General features: G+C 49.4%; 11 protein-coding genes. 2 read left to right on the forward strand and 9 right to left on the reverse strand.

What is annotated here, in order from left to right:
• Positions 1–21 precede the first annotated feature (21 nt).
• Both E7745_RS10770 and E7745_RS10775 read right to left on the reverse strand, forming a co-directional pair.
• A complete protein-coding gene (locus E7745_RS10770) occupies positions 22–4,548 on the reverse strand; it encodes a translocation/assembly module TamB domain-containing protein (RefSeq protein WP_136408817.1) in 4,527 nt (1,508 codons plus the stop codon).
• 107 nt (positions 4,549–4,655) lie between these two features.
• Positions 4,656–5,717 carry a TlpA disulfide reductase family protein gene (locus E7745_RS10775; RefSeq protein ID WP_168182103.1) on the reverse strand — a complete coding sequence of 354 codons (1,062 nt, stop codon included), beginning with the start codon at positions 5,715–5,717 and terminating at the stop codon, positions 4,656–4,658.
• 329 nt (positions 5,718–6,046) lie between these two features.
• On the opposite strand from E7745_RS10775, the gene E7745_RS10780 reads away from it, so the two are divergent.
• Positions 6,047–6,649, forward strand: a complete 603-nt coding sequence (locus E7745_RS10780; RefSeq protein ID WP_107031382.1) for a Spy/CpxP family protein refolding chaperone — start codon at positions 6,047–6,049, stop codon at positions 6,647–6,649.
• 169 nt (positions 6,650–6,818) lie between these two features.
• Complete coding sequence (locus E7745_RS10785; protein WP_123398884.1) at positions 6,819–7,283, forward strand: hypothetical protein; 465 nt, start codon at positions 6,819–6,821, stop codon at positions 7,281–7,283.
• Here E7745_RS10785 and uvrA read toward each other — a convergent pair.
• The 7 genes from uvrA to E7745_RS10815 form a co-directional block, all read right to left on the reverse strand.
• Positions 7,280–10,174 (reverse strand): excinuclease ABC subunit UvrA, encoded by a 2,895-nt coding sequence (uvrA, locus tag E7745_RS10790; protein ID WP_123398883.1) that lies wholly within the window; start codon positions 10,172–10,174, stop codon positions 7,280–7,282. The two genes, E7745_RS10785 and uvrA, sit on opposite strands and share 4 nt — an antisense overlap.
• Positions 10,175–10,226: 52 nt before the next feature.
• Entirely contained in the window at positions 10,227–11,216 is a 990-nt protein-coding gene (locus tag E7745_RS10795) for a lytic transglycosylase domain-containing protein (RefSeq protein ID WP_136408818.1), read from the reverse strand.
• 67 nt (positions 11,217–11,283) lie between these two features.
• Positions 11,284–12,594, reverse strand: a complete 1,311-nt coding sequence (locus E7745_RS10800) for a gliding motility-associated C-terminal domain-containing protein (protein ID WP_123398881.1) — start codon at positions 12,592–12,594, stop codon at positions 11,284–11,286.
• An 88-nt stretch (positions 12,595–12,682) separates the two neighbouring features.
• Complete coding sequence (locus E7745_RS14875; RefSeq protein ID WP_160631154.1) at positions 12,683–12,847, reverse strand: hypothetical protein; 165 nt, start codon at positions 12,845–12,847, stop codon at positions 12,683–12,685.
• Between the two features lie 51 nt (positions 12,848–12,898).
• Positions 12,899–13,516 carry a ribosome biogenesis GTP-binding protein YihA/YsxC gene (gene yihA, locus E7745_RS10805; RefSeq protein ID WP_107031377.1) on the reverse strand — a complete coding sequence of 206 codons (618 nt, stop codon included), beginning with the start codon at positions 13,514–13,516 and terminating at the stop codon, positions 12,899–12,901.
• A gap of 61 nt (positions 13,517–13,577) precedes the next feature.
• A complete protein-coding gene (locus E7745_RS10810; protein WP_160631156.1) occupies positions 13,578–14,654 on the reverse strand; it encodes a GNAT family N-acetyltransferase in 1,077 nt (358 codons plus the stop codon).
• Between the two features lie 145 nt (positions 14,655–14,799).
• Positions 14,800–16,323: a DUF4301 family protein gene (locus tag E7745_RS10815; RefSeq protein ID WP_136408820.1), complete on the reverse strand. Its 1,524-nt coding sequence runs from the start codon at positions 16,321–16,323 to the stop codon at positions 14,800–14,802.
• Positions 16,324–16,459: the final 136 nt, after the last annotated feature.

Raw genomic sequence — 16,459 nt, forward strand, 5'->3', positions numbered from 1 at the left:
AAAGCGGAGATTTAGTTACACCTATTCCCCGCTTTTTTCAGAATCTGATTCCTCCTTTTTCGCCGCATCGGCAGGTGCCGGAGAATCCGACTGATCATCCTCCCGGTCTTTTTTCTTTGCTTTCTTTTTGGGTTTCAGGAAGGAGAAGATGTTATCGAAATCGCGTTTGAACACTATACCCACTCCCTGAGTGGTAAGAGCACTCTTGAGATAATAGTTCTGATCGTTATATCGGTTATAGGCCTTAAGCTGTATGGTGCCCGCACGGTTAAGCAGATAACGTATGTCGAAATCTCCGATGAAACTGTTGTTGTTCATCGAATTGTCGCGATACCCGAAGTTGCCGTTGAGAAGCAGACGGTTATTGAGCAGATGGCTTGACAGAGCCACTTCGACTTCCACGTCTGAAAAATCTCCGCGGTCGCTGCGGATGGCCGGCGCGATGCTCCAGTTGTCACTTAGCTGACCGAGCATTGAACTGAGACGCGAGGAGATAGTAGAAGATGCCACAGACACCAGTTCGTTACCGTGGGTGGCCGTCATATAGTCAGGCGTATAGAATTTGTTGAGAGCAAGCAGGTAGATGATTTGGCGGTTCATCATGTCTTCAGTCGACACGATAGAGCGAACCTTCCTGTAGGTATCACGAGTCAGCGTCGGGAAGTTCAGGTCGAAAGTGATTTCCGGCTGACGGATGTCACCTCGCACCATCATCAGTGCATCGACAGGCACACTCGTACGGTTCAGTTCGCGGTCTTCAAGGAAAGATTCGTCAAGATCGCTGAGATTGGCATTTACAGAGTAAGAGGCCGTGATGTCAAGCAGAGCACTGTAAGGATCTCCGAGGAAGGTGATCTTGCTGCCTTCACGTATTTTGAATTCCTTTATGATGAGGTCCTGCAAAGTGAAATTGTAGGTGCCGTGGTTGATCTTATAGTCACCATACATGCGCAGGTCTCCGTCAGAACTATTATAGGACATACGTAACTGCCCGCTACCATAAGCCGTGATTTTGTCACCGCCCACCGGGTCCATAATAAGATTAACTGCCACTGACGGATTGATGCCCACGTCAAAGGTCATGGCATAGTCTGACGATGTCTGCTCTTCCTGTCGGCGTATGCGCTCGCGTAGCTGACGGACTATAAGCGGTGTGGGGTCCAACGCGGCGATGGAATCCTTGTAGGCCTTGTTTTTGTCACGCAGAGTGATAAACTGATAGTCGATGGCCTGCTCCGCATCGCTCATCACAAATGAGAATGTCGACTGCTCGGCCGTAGACATAGCAACATTTATATCCACGCGTCCAGGCACTCCGCTGACCGAAGCCTTGCCATTGCCGTAGATAAGGCCGAACCAGGGATCTTCCGTCTGATTCTCATTGATGTCATAGACAAGAAAATCACGGGCATCAGTGATATCGAAACGGAAAGTCGGATCATGGAAATACTTGTGGGCCACATAGCCGTTAAGCTTTGCAGTCTTGCCGTTGCAGTCAGTCAGACGCACGTTGTCAAAACTGATCATGCCCGGCCGCAGGTGCACACTGTCAGTAGTGGTGTAAGTTGTATTCGTAAAATCAAGTTTCAGGCTGAGATCTTTTGCATAGATATCGCCATACAGATCCAGATCCTTGAAGGTCCCGTAAAGCCGGGCCTCGCCACTGACCTCTCCTGTGACTTTCGATGTGAAAGCAGCCATGAAAGGCTCCATGAATCCTACCGGCGCACGATCAGCCTTAAACGTGAAATCCAATTCTGAACTCATCGGTTTGATAACTCCGTCGACTTCCGATTTTGAGCCTCCGCCGCCAACTATTTCCGCCATGATGCGGACGGCCTTGTTTCCATTGTCCCAATAGCTGCGGATGTCACCGTCACCCATCACACAGCCGTTATACTTCAGGCCCTCCACCTTAAGGCGGGGAGTATAAAGCACCGGATCACCCGACAGAAGCTTCATGCCATAGAAACTACCTGTGGCCCTGCCTCCGAACTGAACGGCATCGCTCATATTGAGAGAGTCGAATATATAGTCGATGTCTATGGCATCAAGGTCTACGATCAGACGGTCTATCGAGTCAGCCGACGCCACGCCATGAATATTCAGAGACTGTCCGGCTCTATGGCCGCCGAGCCCCTCAACGGATATTCTGCAGGGCATTACATGAACCAATGCCGGATTCACAGTCCAGGATGAATCGTTGAACACCATCTGCGATGTCGCAACTGAAATATCAGTCAGCAGATCTTTGCTATCTTCACTGCGGCTGAACAATGTGGCGAAATCAAAATTGCCATGATAGTCTTCCTCTCGGTCTATTTTCCAAAGAATCGAAGTGCCGAGTGAATCGACAGAGCCCTCAGACCCGATCCGGAGATCAAGCATTCCGTTTTTGGTCGGAAAAGATGTGTGGGCAGTCACGTCAGAATGCTTGCTGATAGCGTCAAGCATCACCGACAGCCTCGTTCCCTCTATAAGTTTGTCCTTGTTTCGCAAATATGGGGCATCAATATCAAGCCCTACCGAGGCCGTCTCTCCACCACGTCCGAACGAACGTACTGAGACGGGATATATTATGTCTGCCGGAAGCCCCAGAAACTTGCTTATTGTGGAATCTTCCTTAATTCTAAGATCAAGATCATAATGAAATTCAGATATTTCCCTACAACTGTCAGCAGGCAAAAGTGCCGGGTAGACTTTTGCTATAACCGCCTTGACATCATTGGCTATATTCCTGAGGCTGAAATGGCCCGACAGATCCGCATCGACCTGCGGACTGCGCAGCATGATGCTTCTTGCCGAATCGCCGGTGTGGGCATCGAGTTCAAGCCGTGGAATCGAAAGTGACTTGTCATTTCGTCCGGAAAATTTGAAATCCGACACTTTTATCCATCCGTTGATCACATCCGGATTACGTCCACGCACAGATCCGTCGAATTCAAACGAAAGATCACCTTTCAGTCTGCCACCTTTCACAAATGGATCGAGCGAGATGTTATTGACCTGAGCATAGAGTTCAGTCAAAGGCATTGTTCCGCTCAGTTCAGCGCCACCTGACACCGAAAAATCAAGCGCCGGAGAAGATGATCTTACAGTCGCATCAACGCTGTTGCCTCGAAAATCGGCATTGGCATTAATATCCGCAAAATCAGTACCGTTCCATGTCAATTCCGGGACCGACAGCTCTGCCATGCCTTTTATATTGCGACTGCCCGAAATGACAAGATCGGCTTTTGCATCAAATGCAATATTGCTCAACGGTGCCAATGACTTGTGAAGTTCGGATGGCATAAAGGCCATTGATGATATCACGCCGTCCAGTTCAAGCGGCCCGCCTGTTCGGTTTTTGAATATCCCGCAGTCAATGTCGATGTTTCCGCAATCTGTGTCCAGAGCTCCGTTAAAGTCTATTGACTCTGGGGTAAGCGATAGATCGCCAAGCAGATTTATATCGCCTAATGGAGCCAGGGCCGAGAGTTTTCTGTAAAGATGATTGAGCGGGCTGGCCGGCTTTGACAGATAATCCAGAGCCTTTGGCACCGAGGTCCTGACATTGAGCCTGCGGAGATCCACTGACAAGGAATCTTTGGCATGGAGAAGGCCTTTTATCAGTCCATGAGCGCTCAGACGTGCCTGACTTTCGGGAATATACAGATCGAAATGTTCGAGGCTGATGCTGTCTGCTCTACCTGAAGTTTCAATCTCCACATCTACCCTGACGTCAATATCTTCAAGTCCTCTGACAAACGGGCTGAGATCTGACAGTGTCAGATAGGTTTCAGACAGAGTCTCCACAGGCGAACGCAGCGCATTCTTTAGATCAAATCCTCCGCCAAGAGGAGACTGAAGCGTCAGATCATTGAGCGCAAGGCGGGAGTTGTTCAGTTCGACAGCCAGATTTTCAATTGTCAGACTTTCCATGTCGGCCAAAACATCGGCTCTCAATTCTTTCAGCGCAAGTCCGCTCTTTTCAGCAGCTGCCATGCGCTTGATTTCCACTTCAATCCGGCTGTCTGAAATCCTCGGCGCACAAAGGTCGGCTCTAAGACCGTCTACTCTTATGTGTGCCGGGTCAAAACGTCCGGAGTCTGCAGGTGCCGCATCACGCACATCATACGTCAGGCAGGAACGGCGGATGACAAGCAGATTTACAGCCAGATCAAACTTCGACGGGCCGTTGTCTTCATCCTTCTTAAACCGGTCTATGATCGGCTGGATGTTGAGCGGTGTCTGACGCGACTGGCGGTAAAGATTCAGATCAAGGTCTATGATCTCTACATATGTGATTACAATACGGCGGTTCCACAGCCCTTCAAAAAGCTTGATCCCGGCGCCAAGATGGCCGATCTGCAAAGCCGTCTCCCCTCTCGGATCCTTCACGCCTACGTCAGAAAGTACCACCCGGTTGAAAGGTGCTATAGACACTGAACCCACCGAAACTTCTGTTCCCAGAAGTCCGGTGAGTTCTTTTTCTGCTGTCCGGGCTATGCTGCCCTGGACTGACGGGAGACTGAGGGCAACATACAGAATCAGCGGTACTGCCACCGGCAATACTAATATTATCACAAGAATAAAGCGCAGAATCCGATAAAATGTTTTCAACCCAGTCGCTATATGTCGCTATACGTTTCTAAGTGTCAGTCATTATTCGTTCAGAGGCGGCGGGCCACTGAAGAATCAAGAGTGCTCATGTCTGTCACACGCTCGACCACATCTCCGTTGCGGTCGAAAATAAAAACGGCGGGAAGAGAGCCTACATTGTAGTCACGGAGAGCCTTATCGCCATCAGCAGCGCCGTTGAGCACCGTAATCCAGGGCAGGTTCTTTGCTGTCTGCTTCCAGGCATATTCATCGCTGTCAAATGCCACCTGGAATATTTCAAGTCCCTGCTGATGATATTTCTGATAGACATTGTTGAGCATCACGTTGAACGCAGGCGAATCTTCGGCAGTATAGGCGGTGAAATTCAGAATAACCACGTTGCCTTTCGATGTGAGATCAAGCAGAGAATGCCTCTTCCCTTCATTGTCAAAAAGATTGATATCAAATGCGCGGACTTCATTTGCATACGCCACATTCTCTTCATTGACTTTCCCTGATTTCGGGCGGTTGCTGATGAAGAGATTGCGCAGATAGGTTGTGCGCGGATCAGATGGGCGCTGCTCGTTGAACGCGTTGGCCACAGCGCCGATAATGCGCAGGTCTTCCTTCACGGCAGGATTGAACAGAGGCTGGCCGCCCACCCGCTTGCTTATAATATAATAAGGTACTATACCGGCAGGATCGGCGAGAATCATTTTGCCGAGTTCGCGTTTGAGATCTGCATTAGAGGTGACGGACTGCACATTGCCGGATGCTGTTTCCGCTCTGAGCAGGCTGTCTACGTGTTCGAGATTTGCAGCCTGAGGAGTACCTGAAAGGCTGTGGTTTGCATCGATATCAGGCGCCTGGGCTGTGATTTTGAGAGTCTCGATGCTGTCAATCGGGAAATAGAGAGACTTCTCCCCTATCCGCAGACGATAAATATCGGGGTAGCCTTGCGCATCACGGCTGTAGCTGAACGATCCGTTTCCTTTGATCTCAATAGTGTCCATCGGATACCAGTAGCCCTGGTTATTGCCTTCAAGCACAACAAGATCATTTTCGCCAAGTCCGTCAATGCGTCCTTCAAGATGCCACTTATTGCCGCTCCCGCATGACGCTGTAAGAGCCAATGAGCTTATAAATAGTAATTTGCCTATTGTTTTCATGCTAATTAAAATAAGTTTACTGCCAATCGAGGCTATACAAGTGCAAAATTAGCATTTTTCCGCTTAAATGTCAAATAACTCTCGACCAATACACTGTTTCTCTTCGACAATTCCAGATCTGAGGCCATATCCACATAGAATTTAACCATTGTTACAAACTTTGTTAAATCAAGCAATTACGCATTAAACCATATCCGGCCACAGTTGTCATAAGAATAAATCGCACCAAAAACGATTGGCCGGCAACGGCTTTTAGAGGTCGTTTAAAAACAATAATAATAAATAAGACAACAATGAAAAAGACTCTTTTAAGCGTAGCAATCATCCTGGCATCAACCTTAGGCATTACCGCCACTGCACAGTCACCCGCAAACACTCAGACATGCGACAACCCCAAGACCGAATGTACCAAAGCAGGCAAAGCAAACAAAGCTGTCCGCCCAAATCCATTCGAAGGTCTGAACCTGACGGAACAGCAGAAAACCGAACTCCAGTCCATTGCTCCAAAGAAAGACTGCTGCAAAGATAAAGCAGAGAAAAAAGACAAAGCTCAGGCCAAGGCTGAAAAGCAGGCCAAACGGGCTGAAAACCGGCAGAAAATGATCCAGAACCGCCGCGATTATCTTGCCAAGGTAAAGAACATCCTGACACCTGAGCAATATGTGCAGTTCCTTGAAAACAACTATGTTGATCAGGCATTGAAGGGTGGCCCCCGTCACGGCAAAATGGCACAGGCCAAGCATAAAAACGGTAAAAAAGGGGACCGCAGACACAATATGCGCGTCAACAGGCCGAACACCAACGCAGCCCAGCAGCAGAATGCCAATGATTCCAATTCCGCCTATTACATTGACAACGGCAAAATCAAGGTATTCTCCTACCACGCCCAGCGCTAAAAACTCATTCTCCCACTTCTCACAAGAAGTCTGATCACCGGCATCCCCGACAGGGCCTTTCTACAAAGGCTCCGGCAAGGATGCCGGTGATTATCTTTACCTTCCCGCATTATCGCACTAAATCGGCTTTTTCATAAGCTAAATTTGCGCAAAAAAACACTCCGTACTTATGAAAAAGTCATCACTCCCCGTTTCTAGAAAATTTTATTCTGAAATCTGCGACCGCATCAGATTTTCATTCAGCCTGAACCGCCCGTCATTAATCGAAGAAGCCATCGCGACTGTAGACTCCTACATAACCAGTGGAGCAGAGCCGGATGAATATACCGATCCTTCCGTTCTGCTGATGTTCAATCTGCTTCGCCCCGAAATCGACAAAGCCATCAGGCGATCTCAACGTGCCAGAGAAATTTCATCAAAACGCAAATCCGGACAGCCGACCGCCGCTTCCTCCGGCAAAGACGAAACCAGCAGACCGATGGACAATAACGGCAATACAGCATCTTCTGAATCAGAGTCAACCGAGCCTGAAGAGGAAGAGCGCCCCATTCTGAACCGCCGTATGCGCAGACAGATCCAGCAGGAGCGCAAACGGGCTGTCCGCCAGCGGATCAAGCCGCTCTATAGTCGTTAGGGTTTGCTGTCTGACCGATCCTTTTGCACTCCTTCAAGCACCTCGCGGATAAAAGGCGCCGTCGGAGAATCAGACTTTGCAACCTGCGCGGGAGTGCCGGTGGTAATGATATGGCCGCCGTTTTTACCACCTCCGGGGCCCATGTCAATAACATGGTCGGCCGCACATACCACATCGAGATTATGCTCGATGACAAGCACGGTATTCCCTTTGTCTACAAGCCTGTTTAACACCGATAGCAACACTCTTATATCGTCAAAGTGCAGGCCTGTGGTAGGCTCGTCAAGTATGAAAAGAGTCTTTCCGGTGTCACGGCGTGAAAGTTCTGTGGCAAGTTTCACTCGCTGATTTTCACCGCCGGACAGTGTGGATGACGGTTGGCCGAGCTTGATATAACCGAGCCCGATATCGCGCAAGACCTGAATCTTGTTCAGAATCGCAGGAATTCCGGCAAAAAACTCTACTGCCTGGTTTATCGTCATGTCAAGAACATCAGCGATCGACTTCCCCTTGAAACGTACTTCAAGCGTCTCGCGGTTGTAGCGCTTTCCGCCGCAGGTTTCGCAAGGCACAAGCACATCCGGCAGGAAGTTCATCTCTATAGTTTTGTAGCCGTTTCCTGAACAAGTCTCACAACGTCCGCCGGCCACATTGAAAGAGAAACGCCCCGGACGATAGCCTCTGATCTTAGCTTCTGACAGCGATGCATATAGATCGCGTATAGCCGTGAACACCCCCGTATATGTAGCGGGATTAGAGCGCGGCGATTTCCCCAAAGGAGACTGATCGACAGTGACTACCTTGTCGATATTTTCAATCCCTTCAATTTTGTCATAAGGCAGCGGAGCTGTCTGCGAACGAAAGAATTTCTGACTCAGTATAGGCTGCAGCGTTGAATTGATCAGCGAGGACTTCCCGCTTCCCGAAACGCCTGACACGCATATGAAACGGCCGAGCGGGAGTGTAAGAGTGACATCCTTGAGATTGTTACCCTTGGCTCCGCGCAAAACGAGTTTCTGCCCGTTGCCCTTCCTGGGCTTGTCTCTGAGAGGAATCGACAGTTTGCCATTAAGATAGTTTGCCGTAAGAGTATCCTTTGAAAGCATTTCAGCCGGAGTTCCGGCAAAGACTACTTCTCCACCTTTTCGGCCGGCCTTCGGACCGATGTCCACTATATAGTCGGCATCAAGCATGATATCCTTGTCATGCTCCACCACAAGGATGGAATTTGACGCATCGCGAAGTTGCTTGAGCGAGTCGATCAGTCGGCGGTTGTCACGCTGATGCAGTCCGATTGACGGTTCGTCAAGGATGTAAAGCACATTGACAAGTTGCGAGCCAAGCTGTGTGGCAAGCCTGATGCGCTGGCTTTCGCCTCCTGAAAGTGTGGCAGAAGCGCGGTTGAGCTGCAGATAGTCCAGACCTACGTCCACGAGGAATTTCAGCCTTGAGCGGATCTCTTTCATGATCTCACGCGCTATGATTGCCTGGGTCGGCGACAGCCTTGACTCGACATCCTTTGACCATTCATAGAGATCCGAAATGTCAAGGCGGCAAAGCTGGGCTATGTTCTTCCCGTCTATGAAGAAGTGAAGCGCCTCCCGGTTCAGGCGGTCTCCCTTGCACTCCGGACATTCTGCCCGCGAGAAGAAACCCTCGCTCCACTTGCGAGCAGCCGCGGAGGCATCGTCGCCCTGCTGCATCTCGATATACTTCACAAGACCTTCATAGGTGTTGAAATAATTGTATGTGGCCATTGTGTCATTTTCAATCACAAGGCGCTCGTTGGTGCCGTTAAGAATCTCGCCGACAGCTTCTTCAGGGAGATCCTTGACCGGAGTCTTTATCGTACATCCGTATTTTTTGCATATTGCGTCGATCTGCCAGAATATTACGGAATTCTTGTACTTGCCGAGCGGCAATATGGCTCCTTCATGGATCGAAAGTGAGGGATTGGGGATGATTTTGTTGCGGTCTACTATATTGACATAACCAAGCCCCTTGCAGCAGGGGCAGGCTCCGAGCGGAGAGTTGAATGAAAAGTTGTGGGGCGCAGGCTCACGGTATGAGATTCCGCTGGCCGGGTCCATGAGAGTCTGGGAGAAATAGGCAGCAGAGTCATCTTCTACATCATAGATCATCACCTGGCGCTCACCTTGGCGCAGGGCATCGGCAACGGTTGATTCAAGCCGGGTAAGATCTTTGGCCGAGACTTTCAGCCGATCGATCACAAGCTCTATATCATGATTCTTGTAGCGGTCAAGCATCATGTTGAGCGTCAGATCGCGGAGCTCTCCGTCTACGCGCACAGTCAGAAAACCCTTCTTGCGCAATTGCTCGAAAAGTTCCTTGTAATGCCCCTTGCGATTCTTTACCAAAGGTGCGAGTATATAGATCTTGTGCCCGTCATATCGTTGCAGGATCAGATTGACAATCTGATCCCTGGTATATTTTATCATCGGTTCGCCTGTGACATAGCTTACCGCCGTCCCCACTCTTGAATAGAGCAGACGGAGAAAGTCATAGACTTCTGTTGTAGTGCCTATGGTGCTTCGCGGATTCCTGTTGACAGTCTTCTGCTCGATGGCTATCACCGGACTAAGGCCTGTGATTTTGTCAACGTCAGGACGTTCGAGATTACCGAGCATATTTCTGGCATAGGCAGAGAAAGTCTCTATGTAACGGCGCTGGCCTTCGGCGAAAATAGTATCGAAAGCCAATGACGACTTCCCGCTGCCACTCAGTCCGGTGATGACCGCAAGAGAGTTATGGGGAATATCTACATCTATGTTTTTCAGATTGTGGACACGCGCTCCAAGCACACTCAAAGAGGATGCTGAAGCGCGGTCCGGCTTATTTTCTGTTGTTTCGTTATTGTTTGCTGTGCTCATTTCTGTTATTTACAAATACGGCAGGTCAGTCAGTAAAGCGTGGAGTCCTGTGTCAGTCTGCCACCACCCACGCCGGATTGTAGACTTTGACTTTCTGGCGCGAGCGTGAAAGGGAATCGCGGATTGGTATGCTGACTTTATATGTCTTTCCGCTTTTGTTCGGAAGTGTTTTTGAGCGTATCCACGGATTGTGTTCGCGCAGAGTGAGATAGTCTATACCTTGCTTTTTAGCCCATGCAACCCAGTCATCGACAGGAGTATTAACCTCCACCACTTTGTATTCAATAGGCTGATAGAGCTGGTCGGCAGTCAGATTGAAGCCATAAGCCGATGGGTTTTCCATTATAAGTTTCATGGCGAGCATACGGAATATATAGCGCATGGTTTCATCGGCAAGATAGAGATCATATGCAGAATCGACCTGCTGCGATCCGAGCTCCTTTGAAATACGGGCCATGCCTCCATTGTAGCTTGCCGCCACAGACTCCCAGTTGCCATATTTGGCATAAGCGTTTTTCAGATAGCGCGAAGCAGCCTCAGTGGCTTTTACGGGATCATAGCGTTCATCAACATCTTCGTTGACCTCAAGGCCGTATTCTTTGCCTGTTGCAGGCATCAACTGCCACAGACCTCCGGCTTTTGCCGGAGAAAGGGCCCGCGGATTGAGGGTGCTTTCGATGACCGCGAGATAGATCATGTCAGACGGAATACCGTTTTTCTTCAGTATCGGGGCCAATATCGGAAAGTAACGGTTTGCTCGTTTTATGCCAAGCAACGTATTCCCGTGGGTATAGGTCATGGCTGTCAGTTCCCGGTCAAGTCGCTCCCACATATGGGTAGGATCAAGATCCACTTTCTTTCCGGCAAATGTCACAGATGACGGAATGGACGGATTTACTACGGTCGAGAATTCAGCAGTCTGAGTCTCTACCGGAGCTTCAGGAGCAGAAGTAACTGCGGCAATCCGCTCGGATGATGCGACAAGCGCCAGAAATGTGAGACCTACTGACGAATATAGAAACAGCTTTTTATTGTTATTCATAGAAAGTGGTAAAAAAGTTGTTCAGATTGTGTTTTATATCAGTTGCAGGCACATTCTGATTGTATGCCTACTTGTAGTTAACAATGTTTATGTCACCCGAAAGTTCATAATTCCTGCCATCCGAGCCTTTGGCCTTGATGACATAAAAATATGCGCCGGACGGAACGGTCTTGCCTTTGTATTTCCCGTCCCATCCGTGAGAAGGATCGGTAAATGATGTAATTTCATGTCCATAACGGTCAAATATGTGACACTCGAAAGAGACAAGGCTTGAATAGCTCACTTTCCATTCGTCATTCACGCCATCGCCGTTTGGCGAAAACGCATTGGGGCATTTAAGCATTGACGCGCCGATGGAGACGGTGTAGACTTCGCCGGTATATTCGCATGACCCGTCTGAATTGGCACAGACAAAACGGAGATAGGTGACACCTTCGTCATTAAACGTATATGCGAAATTCAGGTCCTGTATACGCAGACTGACATCGTCGAATTCAGGGTAGCGGGAGAATTGCCATTCATGAAACAGTGCACCGTCAGTCACAGCGGCCTCAAACTCCAGTTCACACGGAGCCGATCCGCCGAACGACGTTCCTGACGGATTCTGGGCCACTTCATTATCTGCGCTACGGACATTCTGAGTGATCTTTGTCAGGCCGCTGACTGCATATGGTTCCACTGAACCGCTTGTAAATTCTTCGGCATGACCCCATGCGCGCAGGAAACGGTCGCCTTCAACAGTGAATTTCGTAGCACAAAGCGGAGCCGGTGCACGCATTACTGCCGGAAGTGACGCAAAATCAACCGCAGTCTCTGTCTGGTGAAACATCAGAGCTTCTTCATCGGGCGTAAGAGTATGGTAACTGAGGCGGATTCCCCTATCAAGAGTGAAACGCCGGCCGTTGATGCCATAGTAGGCCATTTCCTCTCCCATCCCGATCACATCAAGGGCTATCCGCTGGCAATCACGTTCGGCTGATGGCACGATCGAAGTCAATGAAAACGGATGGCGGTTATAATCTATGACCCAGAAGCATTCCCTGCGGCCATCAGGATGTTCGACAATATACCCCATATCGCTTTCGATTTTTGTGAGTACAGATGATGCGCCGTCTACTCTGACGTCGGAAAGTTCTTCGGCATAACCACCACCAAGAGAGGAATAGCGATACCAGCGTATGGACGGAGCTTCTTCCTCTGTTGTCTGGCAGGACACCGAGACGCCCGAAAGGCCGTCAAGCACATAGACACCTTCAAGACCGGATGCCGAAGAAGCCTCCACTCTGACAACTTCGGATATGTTGCCGGTCCAGAGCGGCTGTCCGAACATCCCGGCTGCTGCTAAAAGGCAAAAAGATACTGCTAAAATCTGTCTCATACAACAATCAAAAAGCGATTTTTTTACTAACTTACAAAGTTACGAAAAATCGCTTTTATTTGCAATATCTCTTCCAGAGGCCGCAGGGCTACATATCGTCCATATCGTCGTTACGCGGATTATTGTTTAGCTCCTTGACATCTTTCTTGACCATTTCCGGAGTGACCTTATCATTGTCTGACACATTGACGTCCACTCCACGGTATTCTTCGGCAGGCTTCACTCCCGGTTTCTGTGCGTTTTTCTTATCCATAATCAAAAGATTTTAATTTTGTATATTTAACATCCGGGAAGGCTTCGGGGTTCACTCTCCGGTATCAGATCCGACCGGAAGACTGTTAAGTTGCTCGATATAATCGAGTATTTCATCTCGCCCGCGACCGGTTTCACTTGATGTCAGGAACACCGGCGGCAGTTCTTCCCATGTTTCCAGCAGAATGCGGCAGTATTCCTCCACATTCCTTTTGCCGGCCTGCGTGCCGAGTTTATCGAGTTTTGTAAACACGATGGCAAAAGGCACTCCGTTTTCACCGAGCCAGTTGAAAAATTCGAGATCGATCTTCATCGGCTTGTGGCGGGAGTCGATCAGTACAAACAGGTTGGTCATCTGGGCACGGTTAAGGATATAGCCACGTATCATTTTCTCCAGCTGCTCACGCTGCGATTTGCCACGCTGTGCGAAGCCATAGCCGGGAAGATCGACTATATACCAGCTGTCATTGACCAGAAAGTGGTTGATCAGCATTGTCTTTCCCGGAGTCGATGATGTCTTGGCAAGACTTCTGTTGCCCGCAAGCATATTGATCAAAGACGATTTGCCGACATTACTTCGGCCTATGAAGGCATATTCGTGACGCGTGTCGGCGGGACATTTGCCAACCGTGGGATTAGAGACTACAAAACGGGCTGAATTGATGATCATATCTGTTGTTTTTGTTTTAAGAGGTTGTTTTTAAACAACTTCTAATATTTCTAAAATACCGTCAGTCAAGCATCAGGCTTATCATAGGGCGTACCGAGGGGAAGCGTATGATCGAGCCTATAGCCGATGAACTGAAGATGATGTCTGTGAGAACTTCGACTGTAACATCGAAATCAAGTTTACCGCAATAGGAATCATCTGTCACACACAAGCCCTTCTTTATAATGAAAGTATGCGAGTTATAGTCCGGCAGCAGCTTGTCGCTCACCCGTATGCTGCATGAAAATCCAGGATCTGCAGCAGCGATGGCTGACAACGCTTTCTCCACATTGACCAGACGCCCCATTCCGCGAGGCATCAGGCGGCCTCCCATCGAATCGTCGGGGTGTCCGAGAAGAAGCACCGGAGTATCGGTGTAGAGGCAACGCAACTGGCGCAGTGCGGCCGCACGGCTGTCGCTGTCCTCACCCACCACATCCTTTACCAGCAACAACCCGTCTGAAACCACGCCCCATGCCATTGAGACTATCTGGCTGCCACGGTCTTCATCATCGCGGGCCATGACTACAAAACTTCCGCCGTCAGACTTCAGGTCGGACAGGATATTGTAGAAATCGCGCCTCGAATGAAGCACATAGCATTTGCGCTGATGCTGGAAACGGTCGAAAGCACACCATACCTCATCGCTCGTTTCTTCAGGGAAAAGATGATATTCGCCACTCACCGGAAATGAGTGGAACGCTGTGAACCTTTGTTCCTTGGTGAAAAACACAGTCGAAAATCCGTATCTGCGATAGAAGAAATAAAGAGCCTCACTGGCCGGAATCAATGTGCACAGCATATCACCGCGCGAAGCTGATTCTTCAAGAGCCATCTGCATCAGCCGTGACATGAACCCCTGTCCGCGCCGTGCGCGCCGTGTGGCCGCTCCGGCTATATAACTTACAGACGGTTCCGACCCGTGGAATGACATGAGGTAACGCTGGAGCATCAGGCTGCTCACCGGAGCGTCAGACTGATCGCACAGCAAAAGCGCCTCGTCATCGCGATAGACCTGATCGAAATACATGTCGACATATGGTCTGGGGTCCTGGAAGCACTCAAGCCAGATCTTCTTTATTTCATCTCTCTTGCTCATAATATTTTTTGTAGAGTGAGGCTGAATGTGAATTTGTATGAATTTATAACAAGCGAGAGAGGGATAAGGATTTTGCAAAATTCTCATCCGGCTCTGCAGTTATCAGTTGACAGCCGCGGAGCCGGACGGGAATATTTGTTTCACATCAGTTCTGATGAGCCGGACGGAGAAGATCGTTGACTGTCTTGACCGGATTGAATGTTGAGATGGGCACTTCGACAAACACCGTGTTCCAGTCGCTCATGGCACCATTCCAAAGGCCGGGCAGCTCCATTGCACGAAGTTCTTTGCCGTGGCTTGACTTTGAAGAGATGAAACCGGTTGCCGGATCGACATAAGAGGGAAGATCGAACTTCTTTCCGTGGATGTCTTTGATGTAGCAGACAAGGTCAACGGGATTGAAATGTGTAGCCGATGCCATCATCTTCATATAGGCTTCGTTATTCGGGTCCACCTGATTACTTTCGAGAATCTGCGGAGAGGTCGAGCCGTCGGGGTTGCGGGCAATGAACGGACCGCCGCCGGGTTCGCCTTCGTTGCGCACCATGCCGCAGACACGCAGCGGGCGGTTGAGTTTTGCCTTGATATATTCCACCACAGCATCATCATCCATTCCTTCGAGTTTGGCATCGCGGACGTTGAGCACGTTGTTGAGATAGTCAAGCATACGTTTGATATCATCAGATGTGTAGAGTTTCTGGTCAATCGCGAGAAGATCCTCTTCTATCTGGTCATGAACTTCGAGAAGAAGGCCGCCGAGCACTTCTTTGTAACGGATCGTATCGGCCCTCTTTGAGTCAGGAACCACGTTGTCAATGTTCTTGATGAAAACAACCGCCGATTCGATGTCGTTGAGGTTCTGGATCAGTGCGCCGTGGCCGCCGGGACGGAAAAGAAGATGACCGTCTTCAACAAACGGAGTGTTGTCCGGGTTGACAGCAATCGTATCGGTCGATGGCTTCTGTTCGCTCATGCTGACATTGAACTTCACGCCCATACGCTTCTCTGTAGCAGGAATGACTTCGGCAAGTTTTTCTTCAAACAGCTTGCGGTGGTTGGACGAGACGGTAAAATGAAGATTGACAATGCCTTTGGAATTAGCGGCTGTCTGCGCGCCCTCGGTAAGGTGTTCTTCTATCGGAGTGCGAGATCCGTCGGCATAGGTGTGGAACTTAAGAAGTCCTTTGGGGAGTCCGCCATAGTTCATACCTTCGGGATTTACAATAGCGGCGATAATATCGCGGTTACGTCCTTCTGCCAGCATCTCGTCAAGGGTCTTGCCGTAGAGACGCTCTACAGCCGCGCGAAGTTCGGGCAGGAAAGGCAGTTTGTCGACATTCGCGAGCAATGCGGCTACAGGAGACCCCTCTTTAAGTTCATCAGTTCCACCGTCGACGTATTCAAACAGCGCTTTGAACATTCGGGAAGCTGCGCCTGATGCGGGCACAAACTTGCAGACTTCTCCGCCGTGTGCGAGATATTCATGCCAGCGGTCAAGAGCGGCATCTATTTCACCTTCGTCAAGACGGAAAATGCCGGCACCTACACGGGCGGCATCGCTTATCTGCAAATAGGGAAAGCCTGTAACGAAACGCTTGAGCTGCGCCTCGACTTCGGCTTCAGTTATTCCTTTGTTTTTCAATAGTTCAATGTCTTCAGGTCTGAACATAGTTTTACGTGGTGTTAGGGGGTTAGAATTTTTACAACCCAAAGTTACACTATTTTTTCAGAACCTGACTAAAATTCCTGGCAATTTTTCATCCGAACTGCCATCAAAGAGTCAGAAACCACCTGTGTCGACTATA

The organism is Duncaniella sp. C9, assembly GCF_004803935.1.
In the GTDB taxonomy this organism is placed as follows: Bacteria; Bacteroidota; Bacteroidia; order Bacteroidales; family Muribaculaceae; genus Duncaniella; species Duncaniella muris.